The following is a 23,671-nucleotide window of genomic DNA, read 5'->3' on the forward strand; positions in this document are numbered from 1 at the left end:
GGGCCCCGCCGCGCCGCGGGCCGCGCCCCCGCCCCCCCGGGCCCCGCCGCCCCCCGCGCCCCCCCGCCCCCCGGGCGCGGGGCGGGCGCGGGGCGCCCCGCGGGGCGGGGGCCCGGCCGGTCACCGCGGATCGGGGGTGTGACGCGGCCACGTCACGCGCCCAGCATCGGCTGGATCTTGGCGCACACGCCGCCCAGCACGGCCTTGACGTCGGCGCCGGGCTGCCAGAGCGGGTCGAGCGCGGCCCGCACGGTCTGCGACAGCTCCGCCTGGCCGGTGTGGTTGGGCTTGACCACGCCCTTCTCGATGCCGCCGATCACGACCTCCTGGAGCTGGCCGGGCTTGAGCAGCGGGTTGCTCTTGGCGAGGGTGTCGGCGGTGAGCTGGGAGGCCCGGGGCGGCGGGAAGTAGGCGGCGAGCTTGGCCGAGTTGCCGGGGCTGGTGAAGAAGGCGAGGAAGTCGGCCGCCAGCTCCGCGTTGGCGGACTGCTTGAAGACGCCCAGGCCCGCCTGTCCGATCACCGAGTACTCGCCCTTGGGCCCGGCGGGCAGCGGCACGAGATCCCAGCCGAACTTCGCCTCCTGCAGGAGCGAGGCGCGGGAGATCTGGGTGATGGTCATCGCCGCGTCGCCCGCGAAGAAGTCGGCCGTGGTGCCGGGGCCGGGGAACGCCTTGTCGGTGAAGATCGACTTGTGCAGGAACGTCATCGCCTCGACCATCTCGGGGCTGTCGAACCCGCAGCTCCTACCGTCCTCGCTCCAGGCCTGGGCGCCCCAGCCGCCCCACACCGTGGAGAGGTTGTCCCAGCCCTTGTAGTCGAAGTCGCGGACGACCATGCCCGCCTTGCCGGTCTCGGCGGCGACCGCGGCGTTCTGGGCGGCGACCTTCTCCCAGGTCCACGTGCCGTCCTCGATCATCTCCGCCGGAGGCTTCTGGCCCGCCTTCTTGAGCAGGTCGGTGTTGACGAACACGCCGAACGGCGAGGTGGAGAACGGATAGGCGTACAGCTTGCCCTCGGCCTGCCAGAGCTTGACCGCCGAGGGGGTGAGGTCGTCGAACTCGTAGCCCTCGGCCTTGCGCAGCGTGTCGTCGAGCGGCACCAGCGCGCCGGAGGAGACGAAGTCGGGCGCGGAGTTCTCCAGGATCCAGGCCAGGTCGGGGGCGTTGCCGCCGGCGATCTGGGTGGTCAGGGTCGTGGTGTAGTTCTCGAAGGGGAGGGGGTCGAACTTGATCTCGCCGACGTCGGGGCGCGTCTTTTTGTACTCGGCGGCGATCTCGTCGAACAGCTTCAGGTGGGCCTCGTTGGAGGTCCAGATCGTCATGCGCAGCGGCTGCGGGCCCTGCGCGGCGGGGGCGGCCTCGCCTCCCCCGCCGCACGCCGTCAGGGTGAGCAGCGCCGCCAGCGCGACGGCCGCGGGCTTCGCGAATGTTCTCATGGTCCGATCTCCTTGCTGGGAATCCCCCGGCGGTCGTGGTGGGTGACCGGTCGCCCGGCCGGTGCCGCTCGTCCGGTCAGTAGCCGGTCACCTGCGGCCAGCGCAGCTCGACGCCGTCTCGGGTGAGCCGCCGCTGGAAGTCGGCGAGCAGGCCCTCGTCCTCGCGTACGGCGTGCGGGGTGGTGGCGTTGTCCAGGCAGAAGGCCGCGAGGGCCCCCGCGGCCTCGCCGACGTTCCACTCCACCGGGTGCAGCCGGTAGGCGCCGTTGGTGATGTGGGTGGTGCCGATGTTCTTGGACGCGGGCAGCAGGTTGGTCATCCGCTGCGGCACGATCGCGCCGAGGGGGATCTCGAACGGCGAGCTCGCCACGTCGATGTAGTTGTCGCCCCCGGTGGAGGGGTGCAGGTCGATGCGGTACATCCCCACCCCGACGGAGTCGGCGTAGCTCACCGCGCCCTTGTCTCCGCGCACCGCGAACGACAGGTCCTGCTCGGCCACGGTGTACAGGGCGCGGACGCGGCGCGACTCGCGGATGTAGGGTGCCTGGGCCAGCCCGTCCTCACCGCCGCCGGTGACGTCGCCGCGCAGGCGCAGGCCGGGAAAGCCGGTCCCGCCGTCGGCGCGGGGCGCCTCGGTCTGCATCCAGTACAGCACCGAGCGCGACAGCTCGCGAGCGGCGGCCACGTGCGCGGCGGCGTCCGGCACGTCGATGACCGGGCCCTCCAGGTAGTCGATCATCGGCCAGTTGACCAGGGTGATGTCGCTGTCGTAGGCGCCGTCGGCGAAGTTGCGCCGCGCGGCGATCCTGCGGAACGTCCACAGGTTCGCGTCACCAGGGTTGAGGCGTTGGTCGGCCTCCACCAGCAGCGGGTCGTCGTCGGGGTTGGGGGTGAAGGAGCGTTCCACGATCTCCAGGGTCCTGGGGTGCGGGCAGCGCCAGGACAGCAGCCGGTCGCCCCAGAAGTCGGGCTGGTAGCTCCTCCAGAACTCGTAGGCGGCGGGTTTGTCGATGGTGTGGTCGCCGTCGACGTGGTCGATCGCGAAGCACACCGAGACGGCCTGCATGTTCATCGGCTGGGCCTCGGCGGGCGCGCTCGGCTCCCCGGTGTCGCCCTGCGACTCGAACCCCGTCACGTACTCGGTGCCGGTCAGCGGCAGCAACTCGCCCGTCTCCGTGGCGTCCAGCACGTACGGCGCGACGGCCGTGACCTCGCCTTTCCCTTCGCGGTGCTCCAGGCGCACGGCCCGCACCCGGTCGCCGTCGACCTCGGCGCCGACCGGCCGGTACGGCTGCAGCACGCGCAGCCGCCCGGAACCCCGGTACGGCGCGAGCATGGCCTCGATCACCGCGACCGCGACGCGCGGCTCGTGGCACAGGCGGCTCACGTGCCCGGCGCCCGGGTTCAGCTCCCGCCAGGCCCGCGACCGCGCGGTGAGCGGGTAGTGGTCGCGGTAGTAGCGGCGGATGCCGTCGCGCAGCGCCCGGTAGGAGGCTGTGACACCGAACCGCTCCACCCAGGAGTGCTCGTCGGGCGGCACGGCCTGGCTGGTCAGCTGCCCGCCGAGCCAGTCGTACTCCTCGGTCAGGATCACGGTGCGCCCGGCTCGCAGCAGCGCCAGGGCGGCGGCGACGCCGCCCAGTCCTCCGCCGACGACCACCGCGTCCGCCGATATCTCAACCACGTCGGGGCTCTCTCCCATCATCGTCGTTCTCTCCGCCTTCTCGCCGTTCCCGGCGTTCTTCGCCTTCTCGGCGCCTGTGGCGTTCCGCACCGTCCGGTCAGCTCCGGACCGGTGCGAGCGTGGATCCCTCGACCAGCTCGCAGGGCAGTAGTTCCTGTGGCGTTCCCCCGCCGCGCTCCAGCAGCCGCGCGAGCAGCTCGACGGCCCTGCGGCCCATCTCCCGCCGGGGGATGCGGAACCCGGTGAGGTCGACGTCGACGCGGACGGGCCTGGTCGGAGCGCCCAGTGCGATGAACGACAGGTCACCGGGGATCTCAAGACCCCGCTCACCCGCCGCGTGCATGATCGCCACGGCGTCGGCGGGCTCCTCGGCGAAGACCGCGGTCACCCCCGCGGCCGACAGCTCGTCCAGCATCTCCTCGGGGGTCCTGCCGACGACCGGCACGTGCACCCCCTCGGCTCCGACGGCGGCCACCGCCTCGCGGAAGCCGCGCATGCGGTCGGCCGGCGACTCGGCACCGGCCCCGGTGCCGACGTAGGCGAGCCGCCGGTGGCCGAGCCCGGCCGCCCGGTCGACCAGGGCGCGCACCGCGGGCGAGTAGTCGGCGCCCACGTACGGCACCGGGGCGCCGGCGTCGTCGCGGCGGCCGATGGAGACGAAGGGGATGCCCTCGGTCAGCAGCCGGGCCAGGTCGTCGCGGTCGACGGCCCGCCCGAGGAGCACGCAGCCGTCCGCCAGCCGCACCCGGCTGTCCTCGTTGAAGATGCGGCGCCGCTCCCCCGCGGCCCTGGCGCTGGTGAACAGCAACAGGTCGCAGCCCATCTCCTCGGCGCACTCCTCGATGCCGAGCAGGAAGGGGTGGTAGAAGTCCGCGCTCGCGGTCGGGAAGACGGCCTCGTAGGTGAAGACGCCCAGGATGCGGTTGCGCCGCTCGGCGAGCCGCCGGGCGACCGGGTCCGCGACGTATCCGGTCTCCCTGATCACCCTCAGCACCCGCTCGCGCGTCTCCGGGGCGATGCGTACCTCGGCGTCGATCCGGTTGTTGAGGACGAGCGAGACCGTCGTCTGGCTCACCCCCGCGATGCGGGCGATGTCCTGCTGGGTGAGCCGGCGGCCGGGGGCGGTCACGATTCGTAGCGTCCCATCTGCTGATAATGCGCATTAGCGAAGTTGGGACGTCATCCTGCAATCCGCGGCGGATCCTGTCAAGAGCCGGGCTCCAGGATCTTGCTATGGAAATTTCACCGGTGATAATCCGTATTAGCACCTTGACGAGCGGGCACGCCTGACCGAATCTTTGCGATCAGGGAGAAGTCCTCACCATCACTCACGGTGAAAGTTGTCGCGAAGGGACGTTCCATGTCTGAACCCCTCCTGGACCGCCGCGGACTCCTGCGCGCGGCGGTCGGTGCCGGCGTGGCCGGCGGTCTCGGGCTCGCCCTTCCCGGGACGGCCACGGCGGCGTCCGCGCAGGCGTCCGCGCAGGCGACCATGCGGGCCGGCACGACCGCGGCGCTGGGACCCGCCGGATTCCCCACCTACCGCTACATCGGCACGGCGTTCGACAAGGCGAGCCTGCGCTACAACCCGACCAACGAGCTGATCTTCCCCTGCATCCGGGGCATGTACGACAAGATCGCGAGCCCGCTGGGGCGCTACTACCTCTACTACGCCCCCCACGACGCGCCCGGCGGCATCTGCCTCGCCTACGGCAACTCGCTCGGCGGCCCGTTCACCGAGTATCCGAGCAACCCGATCATCTCCAGGACCTGGTCACCGCACTACTCGGTGAGCCACATCTCCTCGCCGCACATCATCTGGAACGCCGCCGACCGGCGGTTTTACATGTACTTCCACGGCGAGAACAACACCACCCGGATGGCCTGGTCGACCGACGGCGTGCGCTTCACCTACCACGGCACGGTGCTGACCACCGCGATGATCCCCGGCTCGACGGAGACCTCCTACGCCCGGGTCTTCGAGCACGCGGTCCCGGGACTGGGCAACAAGTACGTCATGGTCTTCATGGGCGTCACCGGCGGCTCCCGCAAGATCTTCTGGGGCTGGTCGTCCAACGGCATGGACTGGCGGTTCGACCCGACCCCGCTGGTGTCGCCCGGCCCCGACGGGCAGAGCGACCTGTCCGGGCCGTCCCTGCTCAAGCGCAACGGCACCACCTATGTCGCCTACCACGGCAACAGCGGAAACATGTTCCTCACCGAGGTGGGCAACGCCTTCGACCGTGAGGTGCACCTCGGCGTCTTCCACCGCCCGCTGACCGGAGCCCCCGACAACGGCCGTAGCGCCGCCCCCTCCTTCGGCACCGACGGCGGCGTGGCCTACATGTTCTACGAGGCCGGCCGGCGCGGCGGTTCGACGATCGCCGTCGCCCGCGCCGTCTAGGAACACGCGCCCTCGCCGTCGCCCGGGGCCCGTGACGCGTCATCCCGGCGCGTCACGGGCCCCGCAGACATCTCGGGAGAACCTCTGGCCGGTGAGCACCTCCCCCGGATACGGGAGAGTTCGTGCGCCCGCACCCGGGGCGCGGCGCTGATCGGCGGCGGCTCACGCCGCCTCGCCTCGCCCGCCCGAGGACGTGACCCCACGGATCCGCGCGGTTCAGACTCCCGGTGACGCGACGGACTCGCGGTCGCGCAGCGGCATCGGGACCCGGTGCGTCTCGCTCTGCCGACCGGCCCCGCCGTCACGATGACGGCCGATCTCCGCGAACAGCACGTCCACCGCCTTGCGGCCGAGATCGTAGTGCGGGAGGGCCACCGTGGTGAGCTTGGGCCGCATCCACGAGGCGAGGGGGTGGTCGTCGAACGAGATCACCGAGACGTCCTGCGGGATCCTCAGCCCGTGGTCGCTGAGCGCCTGGTACGCGCCGAGCGCGATCCTGTCGTTGAAACAGATCAACGCGCGCGGGCGCCCCTTCTCCAGGATCGCGCGGGTGGCGTCGAGGCCGTACTCCGGCTGCCAGTCGGGGCAGACCCGCCCGCTCGCGATCTTGACGCCCGCCTCGCCCAGCACCTCGCGAATGCCGGCGAGCCGTTCCACGGCCGCGACACTTCCCGCGGGCACGTTGCGCATCCCGGGGCCAGCGCCGACCAGGTGGATGCCGTCGCGATGGCCGGCCTTGAGCAGCAGGCGGGCGGCGGTGCGACCGGCCTCGACCTCGTCGGGGATGATCGAGGAAAGCGGAGAGGGCTGCTTGGGAAGCGCGTTGAGCAGGACCGCCGGAGCGGCCGTTATCGTCTTCGGCACCTTGATGGTCCTGGTGAACATCGAGGCCAGGATGATCCCGTCGACCTGACGGTCCTGCATGGCCTGCAGCAGGGCGCGTTCGAGCTCGGGGTCTCCCTCGGTCTCACCGATGAACAGCATCACGCCGCGTTCCCTGGCGGCCTCGAGAGAACCTTTGATCATGTCGCCGGCGAGCCGTGAGGTGGCGATCGTGTCGGACACGAAGGCGATGGTCCGCGTCGTGCCCGTGCGCAGCCCCACGGAAACGATGTTGGGCCGATACTGCAACTCCTCGGCGGCCTTCAGCACTCGTTGCTCGACGTCCTGGGATATGCGCAGCTCACGGCCTCGGCCGGACAGGACGAGCGATGCCGTGGTGGTGGAGACAGCGGCTATCTTGGCGACATCGGCCAGTGTGACCCGCTTTGGGCTCACCGAGAGACCTCCCACGTTGTGAGGGTTGACAGCCAGCTATACGTGTGGTGAGACTACCGCATTGCTAATCCGATTTAGCAAATGAGTTCCCAGGACACCCGGCGGATTGCCGGCGAGTTCCCGATCAACCAAGGAGACGCATATGCCGCGTCGATTCAGCCCTCATCGCCGGGCGGTGCTCATGGTCGTCCTGGGGGGGACGCTGGCCGCCGGTTGCGCCGCACCGGGCAACAACGCACCGCAGCCGGAGGCCGCAGGAAGCAGCACGCCGCTGTCGGCCGCACCGACCTGCGGGACCGACCCGATCACGATCAACGCCTACTTCGAGACCGGTTTCCCCCTGCCGAAGGCGCTCACCACCGAGTTCTCCGCGCAGCACAAGAACGTCACGTGGAACATCCGCGAGGACCAGTTCGCGGTGATCACGCAGAACGCCCCGCGTGTCCTCGCGGACGACCCGCCGGACCTCATGCGGCTCCCCCAGGTCTCCGAGCTCGTCAAGAACAACCTGCTGAAGAACCTCGACGACTACGCGAAGGTCTTCGGCTGGGACGCCTGGCCGGAGTCCCAGCTCGCGCAGCTGCGCCTCGGTCCCGGGGGCAAGACCCGAGGCGAGGGGTCGCTGTACGCGATGGGCCTCAACTTCAGCATGACCGGCGTCTTCTACAACAAGAAGCTCGCCGAGAAGATCGGGATGTCGTCTCCGCCGACCACCCTGGCGGAGCTCGACGACGCGATCTCGAAGGCCAAGAAGGAGGGCGTCACCCCGATCGCCCAGTTCAACGGAGGAGCCACCGGCGGGCTGGCGTTCCCCCTGCAAGGTCTGATGGCCGCCTACGGCACGGCCGGGCCGATCAACGACTGGATCTTCCAGAAGCCGGGCGCCACGATCGACACGCCGACGAACCTCCAGGCCGCGCAGCACCTGGAGCGCTGGATCAAGGCCGGATCCTTCTGGAAGGACATCAACGCCGTCGACTACGCCACGATGATGAGCCGCTTCATCGGCGGTGACGGCCTGTTCATGTTCAACGGCGACTGGGAGTCCGGCAACCTCGACAAGCAGATGCCCGGCGACGTGGGCTTCTTCCTGATGCCGTCCGCGCAGGAGGGCGGCAAGCTGGCCGCGATGTCGGCTCCCCTCACCTTCGGCATCGGCGCCCAGGCCAAGAACGCCGACTGCGCCGCGTTCTTCCTCAACTGGGTGGCGAGCGATCAGAAGGCGCGCGACATCGCCGTGGAGGTCGGAGGGTCGCACCCCATGGGTCCCGCCGACGCTCACATGCCGCCCCTCGCCCAGGACACGGTGACGGCGAGCACACTCGCGGCCGGAGCGAAGATCGGTGAGGACAACGGCGCGATGGACTTCATCGCCAACGCCACCGGCGCGATCTACGCCAAGAGCTGGACCCCGCAGCTGCAGAAGCTGGTCGGCGGGCAGCAGACCCCCGAAGGCCTGCTGAAGTCGGTGCAGAGCGACTACCAGAGTCAGGTCGAGGGGAGCTGAGCACGTCATGGCACGGCCGACTCCCGACACGGCGGTCGATCTCGCCGGGACCCGGTCCGGGCCGAAGGCCGTGACGAGGAGGAGGAGCCCCGCCCGATCGGCGGGGCTCCGCCCGCGGCGCTGGATCGGCTGGCTGTTCGTCGTTCCCGCGCTCGCCTTCTACGTGGTCTTCGTCCTGCGGCCGATCCTCCTGACCTTCCAGTACTCGCTGTACACCTGGGACGGCATCGGCCCGTCCACCTGGGCGGGCCTGAACAACTACGCGAAGGTCTTCCTCGACCCCGACCTGTTCGCCTCCATCGTGAACGCCTTCGAGCTGATCGTGTTCTTCAGCGCGATCCCGGTCGTGCTGGGCCTGGTGATCGCCTCGACGATCCGGCGGATCGCCACCAGCCGGCTCGCGGTCGTGGCGAGAACGGTGATCTTCCTGCCGCAGGTCATCCCGCTCGTCGCCGCCGGCATCGCCTGGAGCTGGCTGCTGTCGTCGACCGGTCTGATCAACCAGCTGCTCGGCTACGCCGGTCTCAGCGGCGTGACCCGCGCCTGGCTGGGCGACTTCTCCACAGCGCTGCCCGCGGTCGGGGTGATCGGCGCGTGGGTGCTCCTCGGCCTGTGCACCCTGCTGTTCCTGGCGGGCATGACCAAGATCGACATATCGCTGTACGAGGCCGCCCGGCTGGACGGCGCGGGACCGCTCCGGGAGTTCCTCTCGATCACGGTGCCCAGCCTGCGGCAGGAGATCGGCGTCTGCGTCACGGTGACCGTGATCGCCGCCCTCGCCAGCTTCGACATCATCTACATCTCGACCCAGGGCGGGCCGGGGAACGCCACCATGGTCCCCGGCCTGGAGATCTACTACCTGGCCTTCTCCGACCGGCAGGTGGGAACGGCCTCGGCACTCGCCGTCGTGCTGATGCTGCTCGTGCTCATCTTCGCCCTCCCCATCCAGTGGCTCACCAGGAACAGGTCCACATGATCACCGGACATCGAGAGGCGTGGACGGGAAGGGTGCTGCTCGTCCTGCTGATGACGGTCACCCTTCTGCCGTTCGTCAGCCTGTTCGTCACGGCGCTGCACCCGTCGGGCACCTACCCGCTTGGACTCTCCTGGCCGAGCGACCCGCAGTGGGGCAACTTCGTCCAGGCATTCCAGGTGGCGCGGATGGGCGAGCTGCTGAAGTCGAGCACGCTCATCGTGCTCGGGGTGGTCCCCCTCGCGCTCATCATCGCGACGATGGCGGGATTCGCCATCGGCCACCTGCGGATTCCCGGAAAGCACGTGGTGTTCCTCGCGTTCGTGTTCGGGCTGACACTGCCTTTCGAGGGCATCATCACCCCGCTGTACTACCAGGTGCGCGACATGGGCCTGCTGAACACCAGGTGGGCGATCATCCTTCCGCTCATCGGGCTGTTCATGCCGTTCTCCGTCTACTGGATGCGCGCGCACTTCGTGAACATGCCCGAGGAGCTGTCGGAGAGCGCGCGGATCGACGGGGCGAACACGTGGCAGCTGTTCTGGCGCGTCCACGTCCCGCTCGCCATGCCGGCGATCTCGTCGCTCGCCATCCTGCTGTTCCTGTGGACCTGGAACCAGTTCCTGCTCGCCATCGTCCTGGTCGACGACCCGCTGCAGCGCACCATGTCCGGCGCGCTGGGTGCCTTCCAGGGACAGTGGGGCACCGACATCCCGCTGCTGTGCGCGGGGTCGCTGCTCATCCTGACTCCCACACTGCTGATCTTTCTCATCTTCCAGCGCCGGTTCGTCGCGGCTCTGCTCCAGGGCTCCCTGAAGGGATGACACACCTCATGTCGTTGCTCGGCACCGATACCGAGACTGGATCGCCCGGACACGGCGACGGCCGGTCGGCGCGGTGGGACCGGCGCCATCTCGCCCTGCTCACCGACACCCCCGCGACGACGGCGCCGGTCGTCGGTACCGTGGCCCTGCCGCGCGTGCTGCCGCACGACGACGTCTGGGACCTGTGGCCGATCCAGGAGGAGGACGGCTCGACCTCCACGGTTCTCGGCCACGAGCTGTGGATGGGGCTGTCGGCACCCGCCGCCGGACACCCCGAGGACCGCCACGACCACGCTCGCGTCCGACTGCTCGCCAAGGACGGCGACGACTGGAAGGACCTGGGGCACGCGTTCGCCGACGGCGCCTCGCCGGGCAGCCGCGAGTGGTCGGGGTCGGCGGTCCGCAGACCCGACGGCACGGTGTCGGTGTTCTACACGGCCGCCGGCCGGCGAGGCGAGGCGCGCCCGACGTTCGTCCAGCGTGTCGTGGAGGCACGTGCCCGGCTGGTCGCCGACGGCGACCGGATCGTGCTGGAACCGCACGCCGAGCACCGGGAGATCCTGAGCTCGGACGGCCGGACGTATCTGCCCGCCGACGATGTCGAGGGGGGTCCGGGGAAGATCCGGGCCTTTCGCGATCCCGGCTGGTTCCGTGATCCCGCCGACGGGCGCGAACACCTTCTCGTCGCCGCCTCCGTCGCCTGGGAGGATCGCTACACGGGCGCGGTGGCCCTCGCCGACGCGGCGCCTGACGGCTGGTCGCTCCGGCCGCCACTGCTGGTGGCCGACGGGGTCAATCACGAGATCGAACGACCGCACATCGTCGTGCACGGGTCCTCGTACTACCTTTTCTTCTGCACGCACCGGCATTCGTTCCACCCCCCGAGGTCGGCGCCCACCGGCCTGTACGGCTTCGTGGCCCCGAGCCTCACCGGACCGTACGAGCCGCTGAACGGCTCCGGGCTGGTGGTCGGCAACCCCGAGAGCGAGCCCGACCAGGCGTACGCCTGGTTGGTGCTGCCCGATCTTCGGGTGGTGAGCTTCCTCAACTACCCGTCCACGGGCGGCGAGGATCCGATGCGGATCCCGGCCGCGCAGGCGAGGGCCGGTTTCGGCGGGACGAACGCGCCGGTCCTCGAACTCACCCTCGACGGGGTGAACGCCTCCGTGGCGCGGGGACGCGAGAGCGGCGCGGGGACGCTCCCATGACCCCGCGCCGCCCGGTGCTCCCGCCGTGCGGCGGGAGCACCGGGCCGGTCCGGCCCGACGGGTCGGCCTGAACGATCAGGCCGACGCGCCGGTAGCCGGACCGGTCGGCGGGGTGGGCCTGCCTGGGGGGTACAGGCCCACGCGCCGTCTGGGAAGTACGGATCAGACGCGGGTCCAGCGCTGGTTGCCCTGGCCGTTGCAGTCCCAGATCTGGAGTCTGGCACCGTTGGCGGTGGAGTTGTTGGACACGTCCAGGCACTTGTTCGCGCCGACGGCGGTGATGCTGCCGTCGTTGTTGAGGCGCCACTTCTGGTTGTTCTGGCCGTTGCAGTCCCAGATCTGGACCTGCGCGCCGTTGGCGGTGCTCTGGTTGCTCACGTCCAGGCACTTGTTGCCGTAGACCCGCAGCTCGTTCGCGCCGGTCGGCGCCCAGCGCTGGTTGTTCTGGCCGTTGCAGTCCCAGATCTGCACCGCGGCGCCGTTGGCCTGCGAGACGTTGGCGACGTCCAGGCACCTGCCCGAACCGACCCCCCTGATCGCGCTCGTCGGCGAGGGCGAGGGCGTCGAACCGGGGTCGCCGGGCTGGCCGATGCTGCCGGAGACCGACTGGAGGGCGGCGTACCAGGCGGCGGCCATCTTGTCGTAGCCGCCGGCGGTGGGGTGGATGCCGTCGATCAGGTCGGAGGTGGTCAGCTTGCTGTGCATGTCGACCAGGTGGACGCGCTTGCCACTGTTCACCTTGTTCTGCACGATGCCGGGGATGGCCGCGTTGAAGGTGCGGGCGGCGGACTCCTGCCCGGAGTTGGACAGCGGGATGATGGTGGCGACGAACACGTCCGCGTCAGGCACGGTCGCGGTGATGCGGTCGATCAGGGTGGAGAGCCGCTGGGGCGCACCGCCCACGTTGTAGTTCTGCAGGATGTCGTTGGTGCCGATGTGCAGCAGCACCGTGCGCGGATTCTGGGTGCGCGCCCAGTTCGTGATGTTCGCGTCGATCTGGTCGATGCGCCAGCCGGGGTGCCCCTGGTGGTCGTGGTCCCCCAGCGAGGCCGGCCCGTTGAACTGTGACCCGACGAAGTCCACCGTGTACCGGCCGGAGACCAGCCGCTGCCACAGGCCGATGCGGTATCCGCCCGGCACCTGCGTGCCCTCGGTGATCGAGTCGCCCAGCGGCATGACCCGCACGCCGCCGTTGGACTCCGCGCCGGCGACGCTCGTCCGCGTCACCGCGCCCAGCGCGACCACGATCACAGCCAGAAGCGCCGCTGTGAACCAGCGTCTCCACCTACGCATGCTCAACCTCTTTCCGAAAGCTGAGAGCAGTGACTGCTGACAGCTCGTGTAGCGCTGACGGTCTGTATTCGGAGCACTTTCCAACGAATGTCATGTGGCGGCGGGAGCGGCGGCTCGGGGCACCTCGCGGGTGCCCGCCGGTCACAGGGCTGCGAGGTCCGATGGATCGGGTTGGTGCGGCTTTCGCCGTGCGGAGAATCCTCCTGTCGAGAAATCGGTGGCCGTGGGAGGGAATCGCGGATGTGGTGTGTGGCCGGGATTCACGGTCGCCGAGTGGGCCTTTTTGGGGGGCGGGGAGATGTGAGCGCTAACATTTTTCTGCCGGTCGCGGCCTCTTCCAGCGTCGAGTGATTGTGGTGGTGCAGCGGAGCAAACACGAGGCGAGGAGAGGCTGTCAAGAGCCGGAAACACGGCGAGACGAACAGGAGACGGAGACGGAGACGGCTCCATCTGGTGTTTCACAGGTCACCGCACCGAACGGGCCGGGGTGACGTGATGAAAATTTCACCGCCGACGTCTCGCCCCGGAAGGGGCACCACGCCCTGCAAGGACCCGCAGACGCCGAAGCGGGTCCATCACGTGTGCGGCACGCGGCGAGACAGATCCTTCCTGCGCGACCTTGACACATTTTGTAATAGTTTCCACACTGAGTCCCCGAGACGGCCCCTATGCCAAGTCGGTGGTGCGCGGCGGGGGCCGTCGACCACGGCGCTCATCCCACCTGCGGAACGGCCAGGAGAATCCCCCCACTCCGAGAGGTTTCCGCTCATGTCCCCATCCTCGTCACCGTTCAGCCGCCGCGCGCTGCTCGCCGGAGCCGGAGGCGCCGCGGCCGCCGGTCTGCTGGGATCGCCTCCCGCGTGGGCGGCAGGCGCCCCGAGCGGTTACACCCCGACCTGGGAGTCGGTCGACCAGCACCCGCCGGCTCCGGAGTGGTTCCAGGACGCCAAGTTCGGCATCTACTACCACTGGGGCGTGTTCAGCGTCCCCGCGTTCGCCAACGAGTGGTACCCGCGCAACATGTACTTCGGCGGTTCCAGCGAGAACAACCACCACAGGAACGTCTACGGTGATCCCTCGGTGTGGCCGTACCACAACTTCATCAACGGCGCCCCTGACAAGGCGGGCAACTGGGTGCAGTTCGCCCCCAAACTCAGGTCCGCCGGCGGCAACTTCGACCCCGGCGAGTGGGCGCAGCTGTTCGTCGACGCCGGCGCCAGGTTCGCGGGGCCGGTGGCCGAGCACCACGACGGCTACTCGATGTGGAACAGCAGGGTGAACGAGTGGAACTCGGTCGCCACCGGCCCGAGGCTCGACCTGCTGCGGCTGCACGCCGACGCCATCCGGGCCAAGGGCCTCAAGCTGCTGGTCTCCCTGCACCACGCCTACAACTTCACCGGCTTCTTCGAGCGCGTGCCCACCCAGTCCACCGCCTCCCTCAGGAAGCTGTACGGCCAGCTGGACAGGACCGCGGAGAACCAGCTCTGGTACGACAAGCTCAAGGAGGTGATCGACGGCTACCAGCCCGACGTCATCTGGCAGGACTTCAACCTCCCCCAGATCCCCGAGGCGCAGCGGCTGAACTTCCTCGCCTACTACTACAACCAGGCCATCGCCTGGAACAGGGAGGTGGTCGTCACCTACAAGGACGGCTTCAACAACAGGGGCGAGGTCTACGACTACGAGCGCGGCGGGCCGGCGGGCATCCAGACCCCCTACTGGCTGACCGACGACAGCATCTCCAGCTCAAGCTGGTGTTACACCAACGGCATCGGCTACTACTCGCTCAACGCCATGCTGCACTCGCTGATCGACCGGGTCAGCAAGAACGGCAACATGCTGCTGAACATCGCTCCGACGGCCGACGGCACCATCCCGTCCGGGCAGCGGACGATCCTGCTGGGCATCGGGGACTACCTGCGGCGCTTCGGCGAGTCGATCTACTCCAGCCGGGCCTGGACGGCCTTCGGCGAGGGCCCCACGCAGATGGGCGGCGGCTCCTTCGTCACACCACGCGCGGGAACCAACCGGGACATCCGCTTCACGCGCAACAAGACCAACACGGTCCTGTACGCCACCGTGCTCGGCTGGCCGGGCGCCACCCTGGACATCACGACCCTGGGCTCGAACCGGATCAACCTGAGCGGCCTGACCTCGGTGCAGCTCCTCGGCTCCACGGCCGGGTCGTACGTCGACCTGCCCAACCGCAGCCAGGACGGTTCCGGCCTGCACGTCTCGATGCCGTCCTCCACCGCCCCGTTCGGCGCCCCGGCGTACGTGGTCAGGCTGACCTTCTCCGGTCAGATCCCCGCCCTGGGCTCGGGCCCCACCCCGACCGGCTATGTGCGGATCACCAACGGCACCACCGGCCTGGCACTGGACAGCGGCGGCAACGTCGCCTCCGGATCGAACCTCAAGCAGTGGAACGCCTCCGACACCAGCACCAACCTGCAGTGGCAGCTGGTCGACCTGGGCGGCGGCTGGTACCGCATCGTCAACCGCACCAACGGCATGGTCATCGACAGCTGGGGCAACACCGCCAACGGCGCCAACGCCAGACAGGCCGCCTGGACCGGCAACAACAACCAGCAGTGGCGCCTCAACAGCGTGGGCAACGGCCGCCAGCAGATCATCAACCGCGGCACCAACACCGCCCTCGACGGCATGGGCAACAGCACCGCCGGCTCCACCGTCGCCATGTGGGCCCCCAACAACAGCACCAACAACCAGTGGACCATCGCCGCGCTCTGACGCTCCCGGCGATCGAAAGGACACGACGTGAGACGAAGGCTCATGGCCCTGCTCGCGGTCGTCGCGTCACCCCTGACGATCGCGAGCCTGCTGCGGGCGGTCCGGCCCGCCGCGACCGCGTCGCTCACCCGGGTGACGGACCAGCACCGGACCCGCGTCCGACCTCACGGCCGATCCGCCCGGCGCGACGGCGCCGGACGGATTCCGGCGGCGCCGCGCACCCGCCGCCCGCATCGCCCGCCCGCGGGGAGTCAGTCGGTCGGCGAGAAGATGCGTTGCTGGATCTCCCTGCGGTAGTCGTCCAGCGTGTTGTCGATGTGCGTCGCCGCGGCCTGGGCCGCCGCCTCGGGGTCACCGGCGCGGATGGCCTGGTAGATGGCGTCGTGCTCCTCGACGGCCTTCGCCGCGTGCCCGCCCACCGAGCCTCGCAGTCCGATGAGGTTGGACTGCGCCTGCAGCCGGCGAGCCTCCCGCACCGCTATCTGGAGGAACATGTTGTGCGAGGCCGTCGCGATGGCGGTGTGGAAGGCGTCGTCGCCCTCGTTGAACAGTTCCTCGCGTCCGGTGTCGAACCCGTAGCGGCACACCCCGGCCCACTTCTCGATGTCTCCCAGCTCCGCCGGGGTGGCGCGGCGGGCGGCAAGCCGGCTGGTCTCCATCTCCTGGGCCCGGCGGAACTCGAACAGCATGTAGATGTGGTCCAGGTCGGTGGGCAGGAAGAAGGACGCCCATCGTCCGGTGCCGAGCATCCCCTCGTCGTCGGCCACGTAGAGGCCGCGCCCTTTCTGGGCGCGTATCCTGCCGAGCGCGGAGAGTATCTTCACCGCCTCGCGCACCACGGTCCGGCTCGTGCCCAGTTGCTGGGCCAGCTCGTTCTCGGTGGGCATGCGATCACCCGGCCGCAGGTGCAGCCTGGTGATCAACTCCAGCACCTGCTCCGCGGCCACCTCGTAGCCCGGCCGGTATGCGCCTTCCACGCGCGGATTATCGATCACGCTACCCGCCCTCTCCCTGCCACCACCTCCTCAAGAGTACGACCAACTGAGGCACGGATCAGCATCAATCCCTCTCAACCTACCTGACATTAAGTGCTACACATCCTGCCCGGACTCGGATCCACAGCAAGAGGGAAGGAAGAAGTAAGCCCTCTACCTGCACCTATCTTCAAATGAACCCCAACTCTGACAAAGGAACCCCTGTGAGGAGTCAGAAATAAGTGGGCTTAAGGTCTTGACGCGACTCAGCGTGAGGAACGTAATTAGTAGCTAAGTCTCCGGGACGCCTCCTGTCGGAGGGCCCCCCTTTGGCCGGACCACATCTGGAACGGAGGGGAAGCCACCGGAGACAAGGACGGACATCGCCGTCCATGACGGCAACGCGAACGGTCCCGACCACCTCGGACCAGGGCGCGATTGTTCGGCGACACCTGCAAGAACCGGCCAGGCGTGCTGTTCGGCGCGGGCGAAAACAAAAACGGCGTCGAGCCGCCACACCGGCCGGCTGAAACTCCTCACCCCCCACATGAAGGAGAAGCAAGTGGTCTGCCCACCAAGACATGCCGATATTCGAACCGCAGGGGAGGTCACCTGATGGCGAAGCGGAGATCCCTCTTCGGAGCGATCGCGGTCGCGGCCCTCCTCGTCGTGTCCACGGCACATGCCGCACTGAGCAGCTCCAGCTCCAGCGCCACCGCGTCGTCGGCGGCGGGGGCCCGCGCTCTCGCGCCGACCGCCGGGTGCGGCAAGGCCCCGGGGCTGAACAACGGTACGCAGACGATCCAGAGCGGCGGCAAGACCCGCTCCTTCATCCTGAGACTCCCCGACAACTACAACAACAACACCCCCTACCGGTTGTTCTTCGGATTCCACTGGCGGGGCGGCACCATGAACGACGTCGACTCCGGCGGCACCAGCGGTTACCCGTGGTCCTTCTACGGCATGCGGCAGATGTCGAACAACAACGCGATCTTCGTCGCGCCCCAGGGCATCGGCAACGGCTGGGCCAACTCCGGCAACGAGGACGTGGTCCTCGTCGACGACCTGATCAGGCGGATCGACGCGGCCCTGTGCGTCGACACCTCGCAGCGCTTCGCCATGGGCTTCAGCTACGGCGGCGGTATGAGCTACTCGCTCGCCTGCAGCCGGGCGAACGTCTTCCGCGCGGTCGCGGTCTACGCCGGCGCCCAGCTCAGCGGCTGCAGCGACGGCAGCCAGCCCATCGCGTACATGGGACTGCACGGCATCACCGACAACGTCCTCAACATCTCCCAGGGCCGGTCACTGCGTGACAGGTTCGTCAGGAACAACGGCTGCACCCCCCAGAACCCGCCGGAGCCGGGCTCTGGCAGCAGGACGCACATCACCACCACCTACTCGGGCTGCCGCGCGGGCTACCCGGTCGTGTGGGCCGCCTTCGACAACGGTCACATGCCCGGTCCGGTGGACGGGACCTACGCCGAGAGCGGCATCACGACCTGGACCAAGGGCGAGGTGTGGAGGTTCTTCTCGCAGTTCGGTAGCGACCCCAACCCCAACCCGACCCCGACCCCGACCCCGACCGCGAACCCGGGAACGCAGACGAGCCCGCTCCGGGGCACGGCCTCGGGCAAGTGCCTCGACGTGACCGGCGCCTCCCAGGCCAACGGCGCCCTCGCGCAGATCTGGGACTGCAACGGCCAGAGCAACCAGCAGTGGACGTCGAACGGCGCGAGTGAGCTGCGGGTCTACGGCAACAAGTGCCTGGACGTGAGCAACCAGAGCACCGCCGACGGCGCCGCGGTGCAGATCTGGGACTGCAACGGCCAGAACAACCAGAAGTGGCGCCTCAACTCCGACGGCAGCATCACCGCCCTCGGCTCGAACAAGTGCCTGGACGTGCCCAACAACGCCACGGCCAACGGCACCAAGCTCGTCATCTGGTCCTGCAACGGCGGAGGCAACCAGCGCTGGACCCGGATCTGATCCTCCTGCCGGACCATCTCTGAGACACCTTCGGGAATCCCCCGCCGGGAAGAACGACCCTCCCGGCGGGGGATTCCGCCCACGGCGGGGCACCTTCGCGTGCCCGCCGGGGGAGAGCGGCACGCCGACCGCCCTCCCACCACCCCCCCACGTAAGGAAATGCCGTGTTCGAACTCTCGTACTCCGCGATACGGAGACTGATGCTGGCCGGAGCGGCCGCGATCGGATTGACCGCCGCGGCCGCTCTGGTGGCGCCGGTCTCCCCCGCCCTCGCGGCCACCACGACCCTCTACGCCTCCCCCTCCGGCAGCGGCAGCAGCTGCTCCAGCGCCCAGCCGTGCTCGTTGCCGGCCGCGCAGACCGCGGTGCGGGCGCTCACCGGCGCGATGTCCGGCGACATCGTCGTGGAACTGGCCGACGGGGTGTACCGGCTCTCCGCGCCGCTACGGTTCACCGCCGCCGACTCCGGTAACAACGGATACCAGGTGATATGGCGGGCCGCCCCGTCGGCGCGCCCCGTGATCAGCGGCGCGAGGGCGGTCACCGGCTGGTCGCTCGCCGACTCAGGGAAGAACATCTGGCGGGCCAATGTCGGCACCGGGGTCGACAGCCGGCAGCTCTACGTCAACGGTGCCATCGCCACACGCGCGCGTACCACCGTGAACCGGTCGGACTTCACCGCCAACAGCAGCGGCCTCTCCTTCACCAACGGCGCCCTGAGCTATCTGAACAACCTCGCCAACAAGAACCAGGTCGAGATGGAGAGCGTCGGCTCGTTCACCGACCGGTACGTGAGGGTGCAGAACATCACCGGGAACTTCATCACGATGCAGCAGCCCGGCTGGAGCAACAACAACTTCGGCTACGACACCTTCACCAGCCCGCACCGGGCGGGTCCGCTCTACCTGGCCAACGCCTACGAGTTCCTCGACTCACCGGGCGAGTGGCACCTCAACCCCGGGACAGGCCAGCTCTCCTACATCCCGCTCGCCGGGCAGAACATGAGCAACGTCAGCGTGGAGCTGCCGACGCTGCAGTCCCTGGTGAACGTCGGGGGCACCTACGACGCGCCCGCCCACCACATCTCGTTCACCGGAATCACCTTCACCGGCACGACCTGGATGGGCCCCAGCGGCAACCAGGGCTACGTGGACCAGCAGACCGGCGTCTACATGGCCGGCAACTGGAACTGGCCGGCCTTCTCCTCCTGCCACAACGGCTGCCCGCAGTTCGAGGCCACCCGGCCGAACTGGTACCAGATGCCCGCCGCAGTGCAGGTGTCGGCCGCCAACAACATCACCTTCAGCGACTCGCAGTTCTTCAACCTCGGCCAGACGGCCGTGGGCATCGGCAACGACGCCAACGGCCACACCAGCGGTGTCGGCCTGGGCGCGAGCAACATCACCGTCACCCGGTCCGAGATCGCCCGCACCTCGGCCGGCGGCATCGTGGTCGGCGGCGTGCGCGCCGACGCGCACCACCCCGGCGACCAGCGGATGGTGAACCGGAACATCACCGTCAGCAACAACCGCATCCACGACCTCGGCGTGGAGTACCGGGGCATCGTGTCGGTCCTGACCACCTACGTCAACACCGCCACCGTCTCCAACAACGAGGTCTACAACATGCCGTACACCGGCATGTCGATCGGGTACGGCTGGGGCGCCAACGACGCCGGCGGCAGTGAGCACTACGCCGGTCGCGGCCTGTACAACTACCAGCCGAGGTACACCACGGCCACCACCGCGTCCAACAACCGGCTCACCGGCAACTACGTGCACGACGTCATGCAGCAGATGAACGACGGCGGATGCATCTACACGCTGTCGGCGAACCCGAACGCGGTGATCAGCGACAACTACTGCCTGCGGACCAACGGCTACTTCGGGCTCTACTTCGACGAGGGCTCGCGCTACTACACCGCTCGCAACAACGTCTTCTCCTCCACCGGCACCTGGGCCACCGCCAACTACTGGTACGCCGAGAACATGGGGAACTTCACCGTCACCGGCAACTGGTCGACCAACAACAGCACCAACGTGACCAACGGCGACCGGGGCAACGTCGTCAACGGCAACGTCACGGTCACCAACGGCAACTGGCCCTCGGGAGCCCAGGCCGTGATGGCGGCCGCCGGCCCCCAGACGAGCGGCAACCCGCAGCAGAGCGCGCAGATCGTCGGGGCCCAGTCGAACCGCTGCGTCGACGTCACCGGCAACAGCACCGCCAACGGAGCCCAGGTGCATCTCTGGGACTGCGGCGGCGTCACCAGCCAGCGCTGGACCCACACCGCGGGCAAGCAGCTGCAGGTGTACGGCAACAAGTGCCTGGACGCCTACGGCCAGGGAACCGCCAACGGCACCCAGGTGGTGATCTGGGACTGCAACGGACAGACCAACCAGCAGTGGAACGTCAACGCCAACGGCACCATCACGGGCGTGCAGTCAGGGCTGTGCCTGGACGCGCCCAGCAACGGCACCGCCAACGGCACCAAGCTCAACCTCTGGGCCTGCAACGGCGGCGCCAACCAGCGCTGGAGCCTGCGCAACTGATCCAGCCGTCTCATGTCTTCGCCGGGGCGGCCCACCGCCCCGGCGAAAGCCGTCACCCGCCCCCGGCCGGGGCGGGGGCGGACGGGCCCCACCCGTCCGGGACGCTCCGGGGGCAGTCGAGGGCAGTCGAGGGCACTGCCGCCGGAACGCGGGTCCCCATCCCGCCCACACCACCGAACACGAGGGAAAGCACCACATGAGCACGCCGGGCGACATCGACGACCTCCTGCGGCATCTGGAACGCGAAGGTCTCGTCCTTCATCTCGGCATCGGTGACGCCACCGTGTGGTTCGCCGCCGAGTTCCGCGAGCGCATGATCGCCGAACGGCTCGCGATGCTGCCCGACGAGCCCCTGGTGAGCGTCGCCACGGCCGCCGCGGTGCTCAACGTCCCGCACTCCCACGTCATCGCCGAGGTGCGCGCCGCGACCCTCGCCGGCCACGACAACGGCCGGCAGATCCGGGTGCGGCGCGAGTCCCTGGTACGGCGCGTCACCGCCCTGGGCCTGACCGGGCCGGCTCCTTCCACCGAGTCCTCGGACCTCCCCGGCGACCCCGCGCGAGGGAACGCGTGTCCATAGGCCGGCCCTCAGCGCTCCAGGCGTACGGGATCGCTCGGCCCGCCGCGACGAACGAGCCAGGCTTCGGTGATGTGCGTGAACATCGCCCCGGCGGCGCCGCCGGGGTCGTGGGCGGCGATGTGCTCGTAAATACGGCGATGACCGAGGTTGGACGCCACGCACAGTGCCCGCTGGGGCTGGCCCATGTAGCGGGCGGTGTTGATGACCTGGCTCTCCAGTGCCCGCACCACGCCGCGGGCGATGCGGTTTCCGGACGCCTGCATGATCGTGTCGTGGAAGGCGCGGTCGTGGTCGGCGTAGGTGACATGATCGTCCACGAGCTCGTCCATCCGGTCCACCAGCGCACGCAGCCGATCGATGGTGTCCTGGTCCGCGAGGCGAGCGGCGAGGTTCGCCATGTCGGACTCCAGCACGCGCCGCGTGACGACGAGGTCGTCGAGGATCGCCAGGCTCTCGTCCTCGGCGATGGTCGCCGCGAGGACGAGTTCGTCGAGCATGTCCCACATCGTCGGCGAGGTGACTATGGTGCCGCTGCCCTGGCGGACCTGCACCAGCCCCTTCTCCTGAAGGATCTTCACCGCCTCGCGGATGACGGTCCGGCTCACCGAGAAGGTCTCGCAGAGGACCGGCTCGGCGGGCAGCGGTGTGCCGGGCGGGTGCGCTCCGCGAACGATGCGCTCCACCAGCTCCGCCGTGACCGCCCTGGCGAGGTTCGCCGGCCGTCGCACCCACGCCGGAGGGGACGCCAAGCTCAGGGGCGACTCCTGTGATGCCGTCATATCTCCTCCGGTGCCGCGGGCGGCGCCACATTTCAACATCAGTATATGTCACGCATATTGACGTCAGACGTCATACGAATTACGTTTCGCCTCAAACGAAGGCCGGGTGAGCCCGGCCACCCTCTGGAGAGTGAACAGCAATGAAGCAGCGAGCACTCTGGTCGGCCGTCCTGGCCGCGGGGCTGGTCTTGACCGGCTGCGGAAGCGCCACGCGACCCACGTCGTCGCCGAGCGAGTCCGGCAAGGTCACGAAACTCGTGGTCTGGGACTGGAAATCGGGTGAGGCGTCCGCCGCCAACTACATCCAGAAGGCGAAGGACGACTTCGCCAAGAAGCACCCGGACGTCACGGTCGAGTTCGTGGCCCAGCCCTTCGACCAGTACTACACCCTGCTGGGCTCGGCGATCCAGTCCAGCGCGGGGCCCGACGTCATGCTCTTCAACGGAGGCGGCCAGATCCGCGACCGCGTGGACGCGCTCCTTCCGCTCGACCAGTACGTGGCCGAGGACAAGCAGCGCCTGGCGGGCTGGGACGCGTTCAGCGAGGCAGGCAAGATCTACGCCGCGCCGCTGACGTTGCAGGGCCACCCGATCTACTACAACAAGACGCTGTACGAGAAGGCGGGACTCGACCCGGCGAGCCCCGCCACCACCTGGGACAAGTTCCTCGACGACTGCGCCACCATCAAGAAGGCGACCGGGGCCAGGTGCTTCGCGCTCGGCAACAAGGAGGGCGCCGGCATCCAGTTCTTCATGTCGGGCCTCGGCTCGGGCATCCTGACGGCACAGGAGTACGACGACTGGATCGCTGGGAAGCGCGTCTGGGACTCCCCCAACGTGAAGAAGATCTTCAAGCTGTGGAAGGACACCGGCGACGCGAAGCTGAACAACGACGGGGCCAACTCGACCGCGATGTTCAACGACGCCTTCACGATCTTCAACTCCGGCAAGGCCGCCCACATCATCGGCCTGATGTCCGACATCGGGCACTGGAAGGACTTCAGCGAGTTCCTGGGGGCCGACAAGCTCGGCGTCATGCCCGCTCCGGTCGTCACCGACGGGGTGACCCCGAGCCTCGCCTACGACGGTGGCATCGGCTACGGCGTCGCGAAGTGGGCGAAGGACCCCAAGCTCGCCGCCGACCTGGTGCGGTCGCTGACCACCACCGACGCCCTCACCTCCTTCTACTCCGACGCCGGCGCGATCGCGTCCGACACCACGATCGACGTCTCGCAGGCCCCCGCGGCCGTCGGCACGCTCGTCTCCCAGCTCAAGGAAGGCAAGCCCGCGCTGCATGTCGCGCTGTCCTCCAAGACCCTGGACCTGATGGGAAGGCTTTCCCAGCAGCTCCTGAGCGGCTCGGCGACCGTCGACGAGGTAGTGGAGCAGCTGGCCGCCTCGGATCGGGCGAGCTGATCTCGTGCCGGTCAGAGATTCTTCGCC

The 23,671-nt window shown here is 68.9% G+C and carries 18 protein-coding genes; 11 read left to right on the forward strand and 7 right to left on the reverse strand.

What is annotated here, in order from left to right; genetic code table 11:
* Positions 1 to 152: 152 nt before the first annotated feature.
* The 3 genes from ABT352_RS19645 to ABT352_RS19655 all read right to left on the reverse strand — a co-directional run bounded on the left by ABT352_RS19645 (position 153) and on the right by ABT352_RS19655 (position 4,249).
* The gene (locus tag ABT352_RS19645) at positions 153 to 1,436 is read right to left on the reverse strand and encodes an ABC transporter substrate-binding protein (RefSeq protein ID WP_350946287.1); all 1,284 of its coding nucleotides are present in this window, start codon (positions 1,434 to 1,436) and stop codon (positions 153 to 155) included.
* Positions 1,437 to 1,512: 76 nt separating this feature from the next.
* Positions 1,513 to 3,210 carry an FAD-dependent oxidoreductase gene (locus ABT352_RS19650; RefSeq protein ID WP_350946288.1) on the reverse strand — a complete coding sequence of 566 codons (1,698 nt, stop codon included), beginning with the start codon at positions 3,208 to 3,210 and terminating at the stop codon, positions 1,513 to 1,515.
* A 7-nt stretch (positions 3,211 to 3,217) separates the two neighbouring features.
* On the reverse strand, positions 3,218 to 4,249 hold the full coding sequence (locus ABT352_RS19655; protein ID WP_350946289.1) for a LacI family DNA-binding transcriptional regulator: 1,032 nt from the start codon (positions 4,247 to 4,249) through the stop codon (positions 3,218 to 3,220).
* Between the two features lie 231 nt (positions 4,250 to 4,480).
* On the opposite strand from ABT352_RS19655, the gene ABT352_RS19660 reads away from it, so the two are divergent.
* Positions 4,481 to 5,524, forward strand: a complete 1,044-nt coding sequence (locus tag ABT352_RS19660) for a hypothetical protein (protein ID WP_350946290.1) — start codon at positions 4,481 to 4,483, stop codon at positions 5,522 to 5,524.
* 216 nt (positions 5,525 to 5,740) lie between these two features.
* Here ABT352_RS19660 and ABT352_RS19665 read toward each other — a convergent pair whose 3' ends face one another.
* Positions 5,741 to 6,802 (reverse strand): LacI family DNA-binding transcriptional regulator, encoded by a 1,062-nt coding sequence (locus tag ABT352_RS19665; protein ID WP_350946291.1) that lies wholly within the window; start codon positions 6,800 to 6,802, stop codon positions 5,741 to 5,743.
* Positions 6,803 to 6,944: 142 nt separating this feature from the next.
* On the opposite strand from ABT352_RS19665, the gene ABT352_RS19670 reads away from it, so the two are divergent.
* Genes ABT352_RS19670 through ABT352_RS19685 form a run of 4 tightly spaced genes read left to right on the forward strand, consistent with a single transcriptional unit; the run spans position 6,945 to position 11,314 of the window.
* The gene (locus ABT352_RS19670; protein ID WP_350946292.1) at positions 6,945 to 8,309 is read left to right on the forward strand and encodes an ABC transporter substrate-binding protein; all 1,365 of its coding nucleotides are present in this window, start codon (positions 6,945 to 6,947) and stop codon (positions 8,307 to 8,309) included.
* A gap of 7 nt (positions 8,310 to 8,316) precedes the next feature.
* The gene (locus ABT352_RS19675; RefSeq protein ID WP_350946293.1) at positions 8,317 to 9,285 is read left to right on the forward strand and encodes a carbohydrate ABC transporter permease; all 969 of its coding nucleotides are present in this window, start codon (positions 8,317 to 8,319) and stop codon (positions 9,283 to 9,285) included.
* Positions 9,282 to 10,106: a carbohydrate ABC transporter permease gene (locus ABT352_RS19680; protein ID WP_350946294.1), complete on the forward strand. Its 825-nt coding sequence runs from the start codon at positions 9,282 to 9,284 to the stop codon at positions 10,104 to 10,106. Before ABT352_RS19675 ends, ABT352_RS19680 begins: the two co-directional genes overlap by 4 nt.
* The gene (locus ABT352_RS19685; protein ID WP_350946295.1) at positions 10,103 to 11,314 is read left to right on the forward strand and encodes a glycoside hydrolase family 68 protein; all 1,212 of its coding nucleotides are present in this window, start codon (positions 10,103 to 10,105) and stop codon (positions 11,312 to 11,314) included. Before ABT352_RS19680 ends, ABT352_RS19685 begins: the two co-directional genes overlap by 4 nt.
* Before the next feature lie 162 nt (positions 11,315 to 11,476).
* Here the strand turns inward: ABT352_RS19685 and ABT352_RS19690 are convergent, their stop codons facing one another.
* A complete protein-coding gene (locus ABT352_RS19690) occupies positions 11,477 to 12,607 on the reverse strand; it encodes a ricin-type beta-trefoil lectin domain protein (RefSeq protein ID WP_350946296.1) in 1,131 nt (376 codons plus the stop codon).
* A gap of 768 nt (positions 12,608 to 13,375) precedes the next feature.
* Here ABT352_RS19690 and ABT352_RS19695 point away from each other — a divergent pair.
* Together ABT352_RS19695 and ABT352_RS19700 are read left to right on the forward strand one after the other, a co-directional pair.
* The gene (locus ABT352_RS19695; RefSeq protein WP_350946297.1) at positions 13,376 to 15,358 is read left to right on the forward strand and encodes an alpha-L-fucosidase; all 1,983 of its coding nucleotides are present in this window, start codon (positions 13,376 to 13,378) and stop codon (positions 15,356 to 15,358) included.
* 27 nt (positions 15,359 to 15,385) lie between these two features.
* Positions 15,386 to 15,655 (forward strand): hypothetical protein, encoded by a 270-nt coding sequence (locus ABT352_RS19700; RefSeq protein WP_350946298.1) that lies wholly within the window; start codon positions 15,386 to 15,388, stop codon positions 15,653 to 15,655.
* Here the strand turns inward: ABT352_RS19700 and ABT352_RS19705 are convergent.
* Positions 15,610 to 16,335, reverse strand: coding sequence for a FadR/GntR family transcriptional regulator (locus ABT352_RS19705; RefSeq protein WP_350946299.1), 726 nt, complete (start codon positions 16,333 to 16,335; stop codon positions 15,610 to 15,612). The genes ABT352_RS19700 and ABT352_RS19705 overlap by 46 nt on opposite strands.
* Before the next feature lie 612 nt (positions 16,336 to 16,947).
* On the opposite strand from ABT352_RS19705, the gene ABT352_RS19710 reads away from it, so the two are divergent.
* The 3 genes from ABT352_RS19710 to ABT352_RS19720 all read left to right on the forward strand — a co-directional run bounded on the left by ABT352_RS19710 (position 16,948) and on the right by ABT352_RS19720 (position 21,450).
* The gene (locus tag ABT352_RS19710; RefSeq protein WP_350946300.1) at positions 16,948 to 18,318 is read left to right on the forward strand and encodes a lectin; all 1,371 of its coding nucleotides are present in this window, start codon (positions 16,948 to 16,950) and stop codon (positions 18,316 to 18,318) included.
* Between the two features lie 164 nt (positions 18,319 to 18,482).
* Entirely contained in the window at positions 18,483 to 20,870 is a 2,388-nt protein-coding gene (locus ABT352_RS19715) for a ricin-type beta-trefoil lectin domain protein (protein WP_350946301.1), read from the forward strand.
* A gap of 196 nt (positions 20,871 to 21,066) precedes the next feature.
* Positions 21,067 to 21,450: a helix-turn-helix domain-containing protein gene (locus ABT352_RS19720; RefSeq protein WP_350946302.1), complete on the forward strand. Its 384-nt coding sequence runs from the start codon at positions 21,067 to 21,069 to the stop codon at positions 21,448 to 21,450.
* An 8-nt stretch (positions 21,451 to 21,458) separates the two neighbouring features.
* Here the strand turns inward: ABT352_RS19720 and ABT352_RS19725 are convergent, their stop codons facing one another.
* Complete coding sequence (locus ABT352_RS19725) at positions 21,459 to 22,229, reverse strand: FadR/GntR family transcriptional regulator (RefSeq protein ID WP_350946303.1); 771 nt, start codon at positions 22,227 to 22,229, stop codon at positions 21,459 to 21,461.
* A 140-nt stretch (positions 22,230 to 22,369) separates the two neighbouring features.
* Between ABT352_RS19725 and ABT352_RS19730 the strand changes: the two genes are divergently transcribed.
* Positions 22,370 to 23,644, forward strand: coding sequence for an ABC transporter substrate-binding protein (locus ABT352_RS19730; RefSeq protein ID WP_350946304.1), 1,275 nt, complete (start codon positions 22,370 to 22,372; stop codon positions 23,642 to 23,644).
* Positions 23,645 to 23,671 lie beyond the last annotated feature (27 nt).

The sequence above is a fragment of the Streptosporangium sp. NPDC000563 genome (assembly GCF_040299985.1).
Classification (GTDB): domain Bacteria; phylum Actinomycetota; class Actinomycetes; order Streptosporangiales; family Streptosporangiaceae; genus Streptosporangium.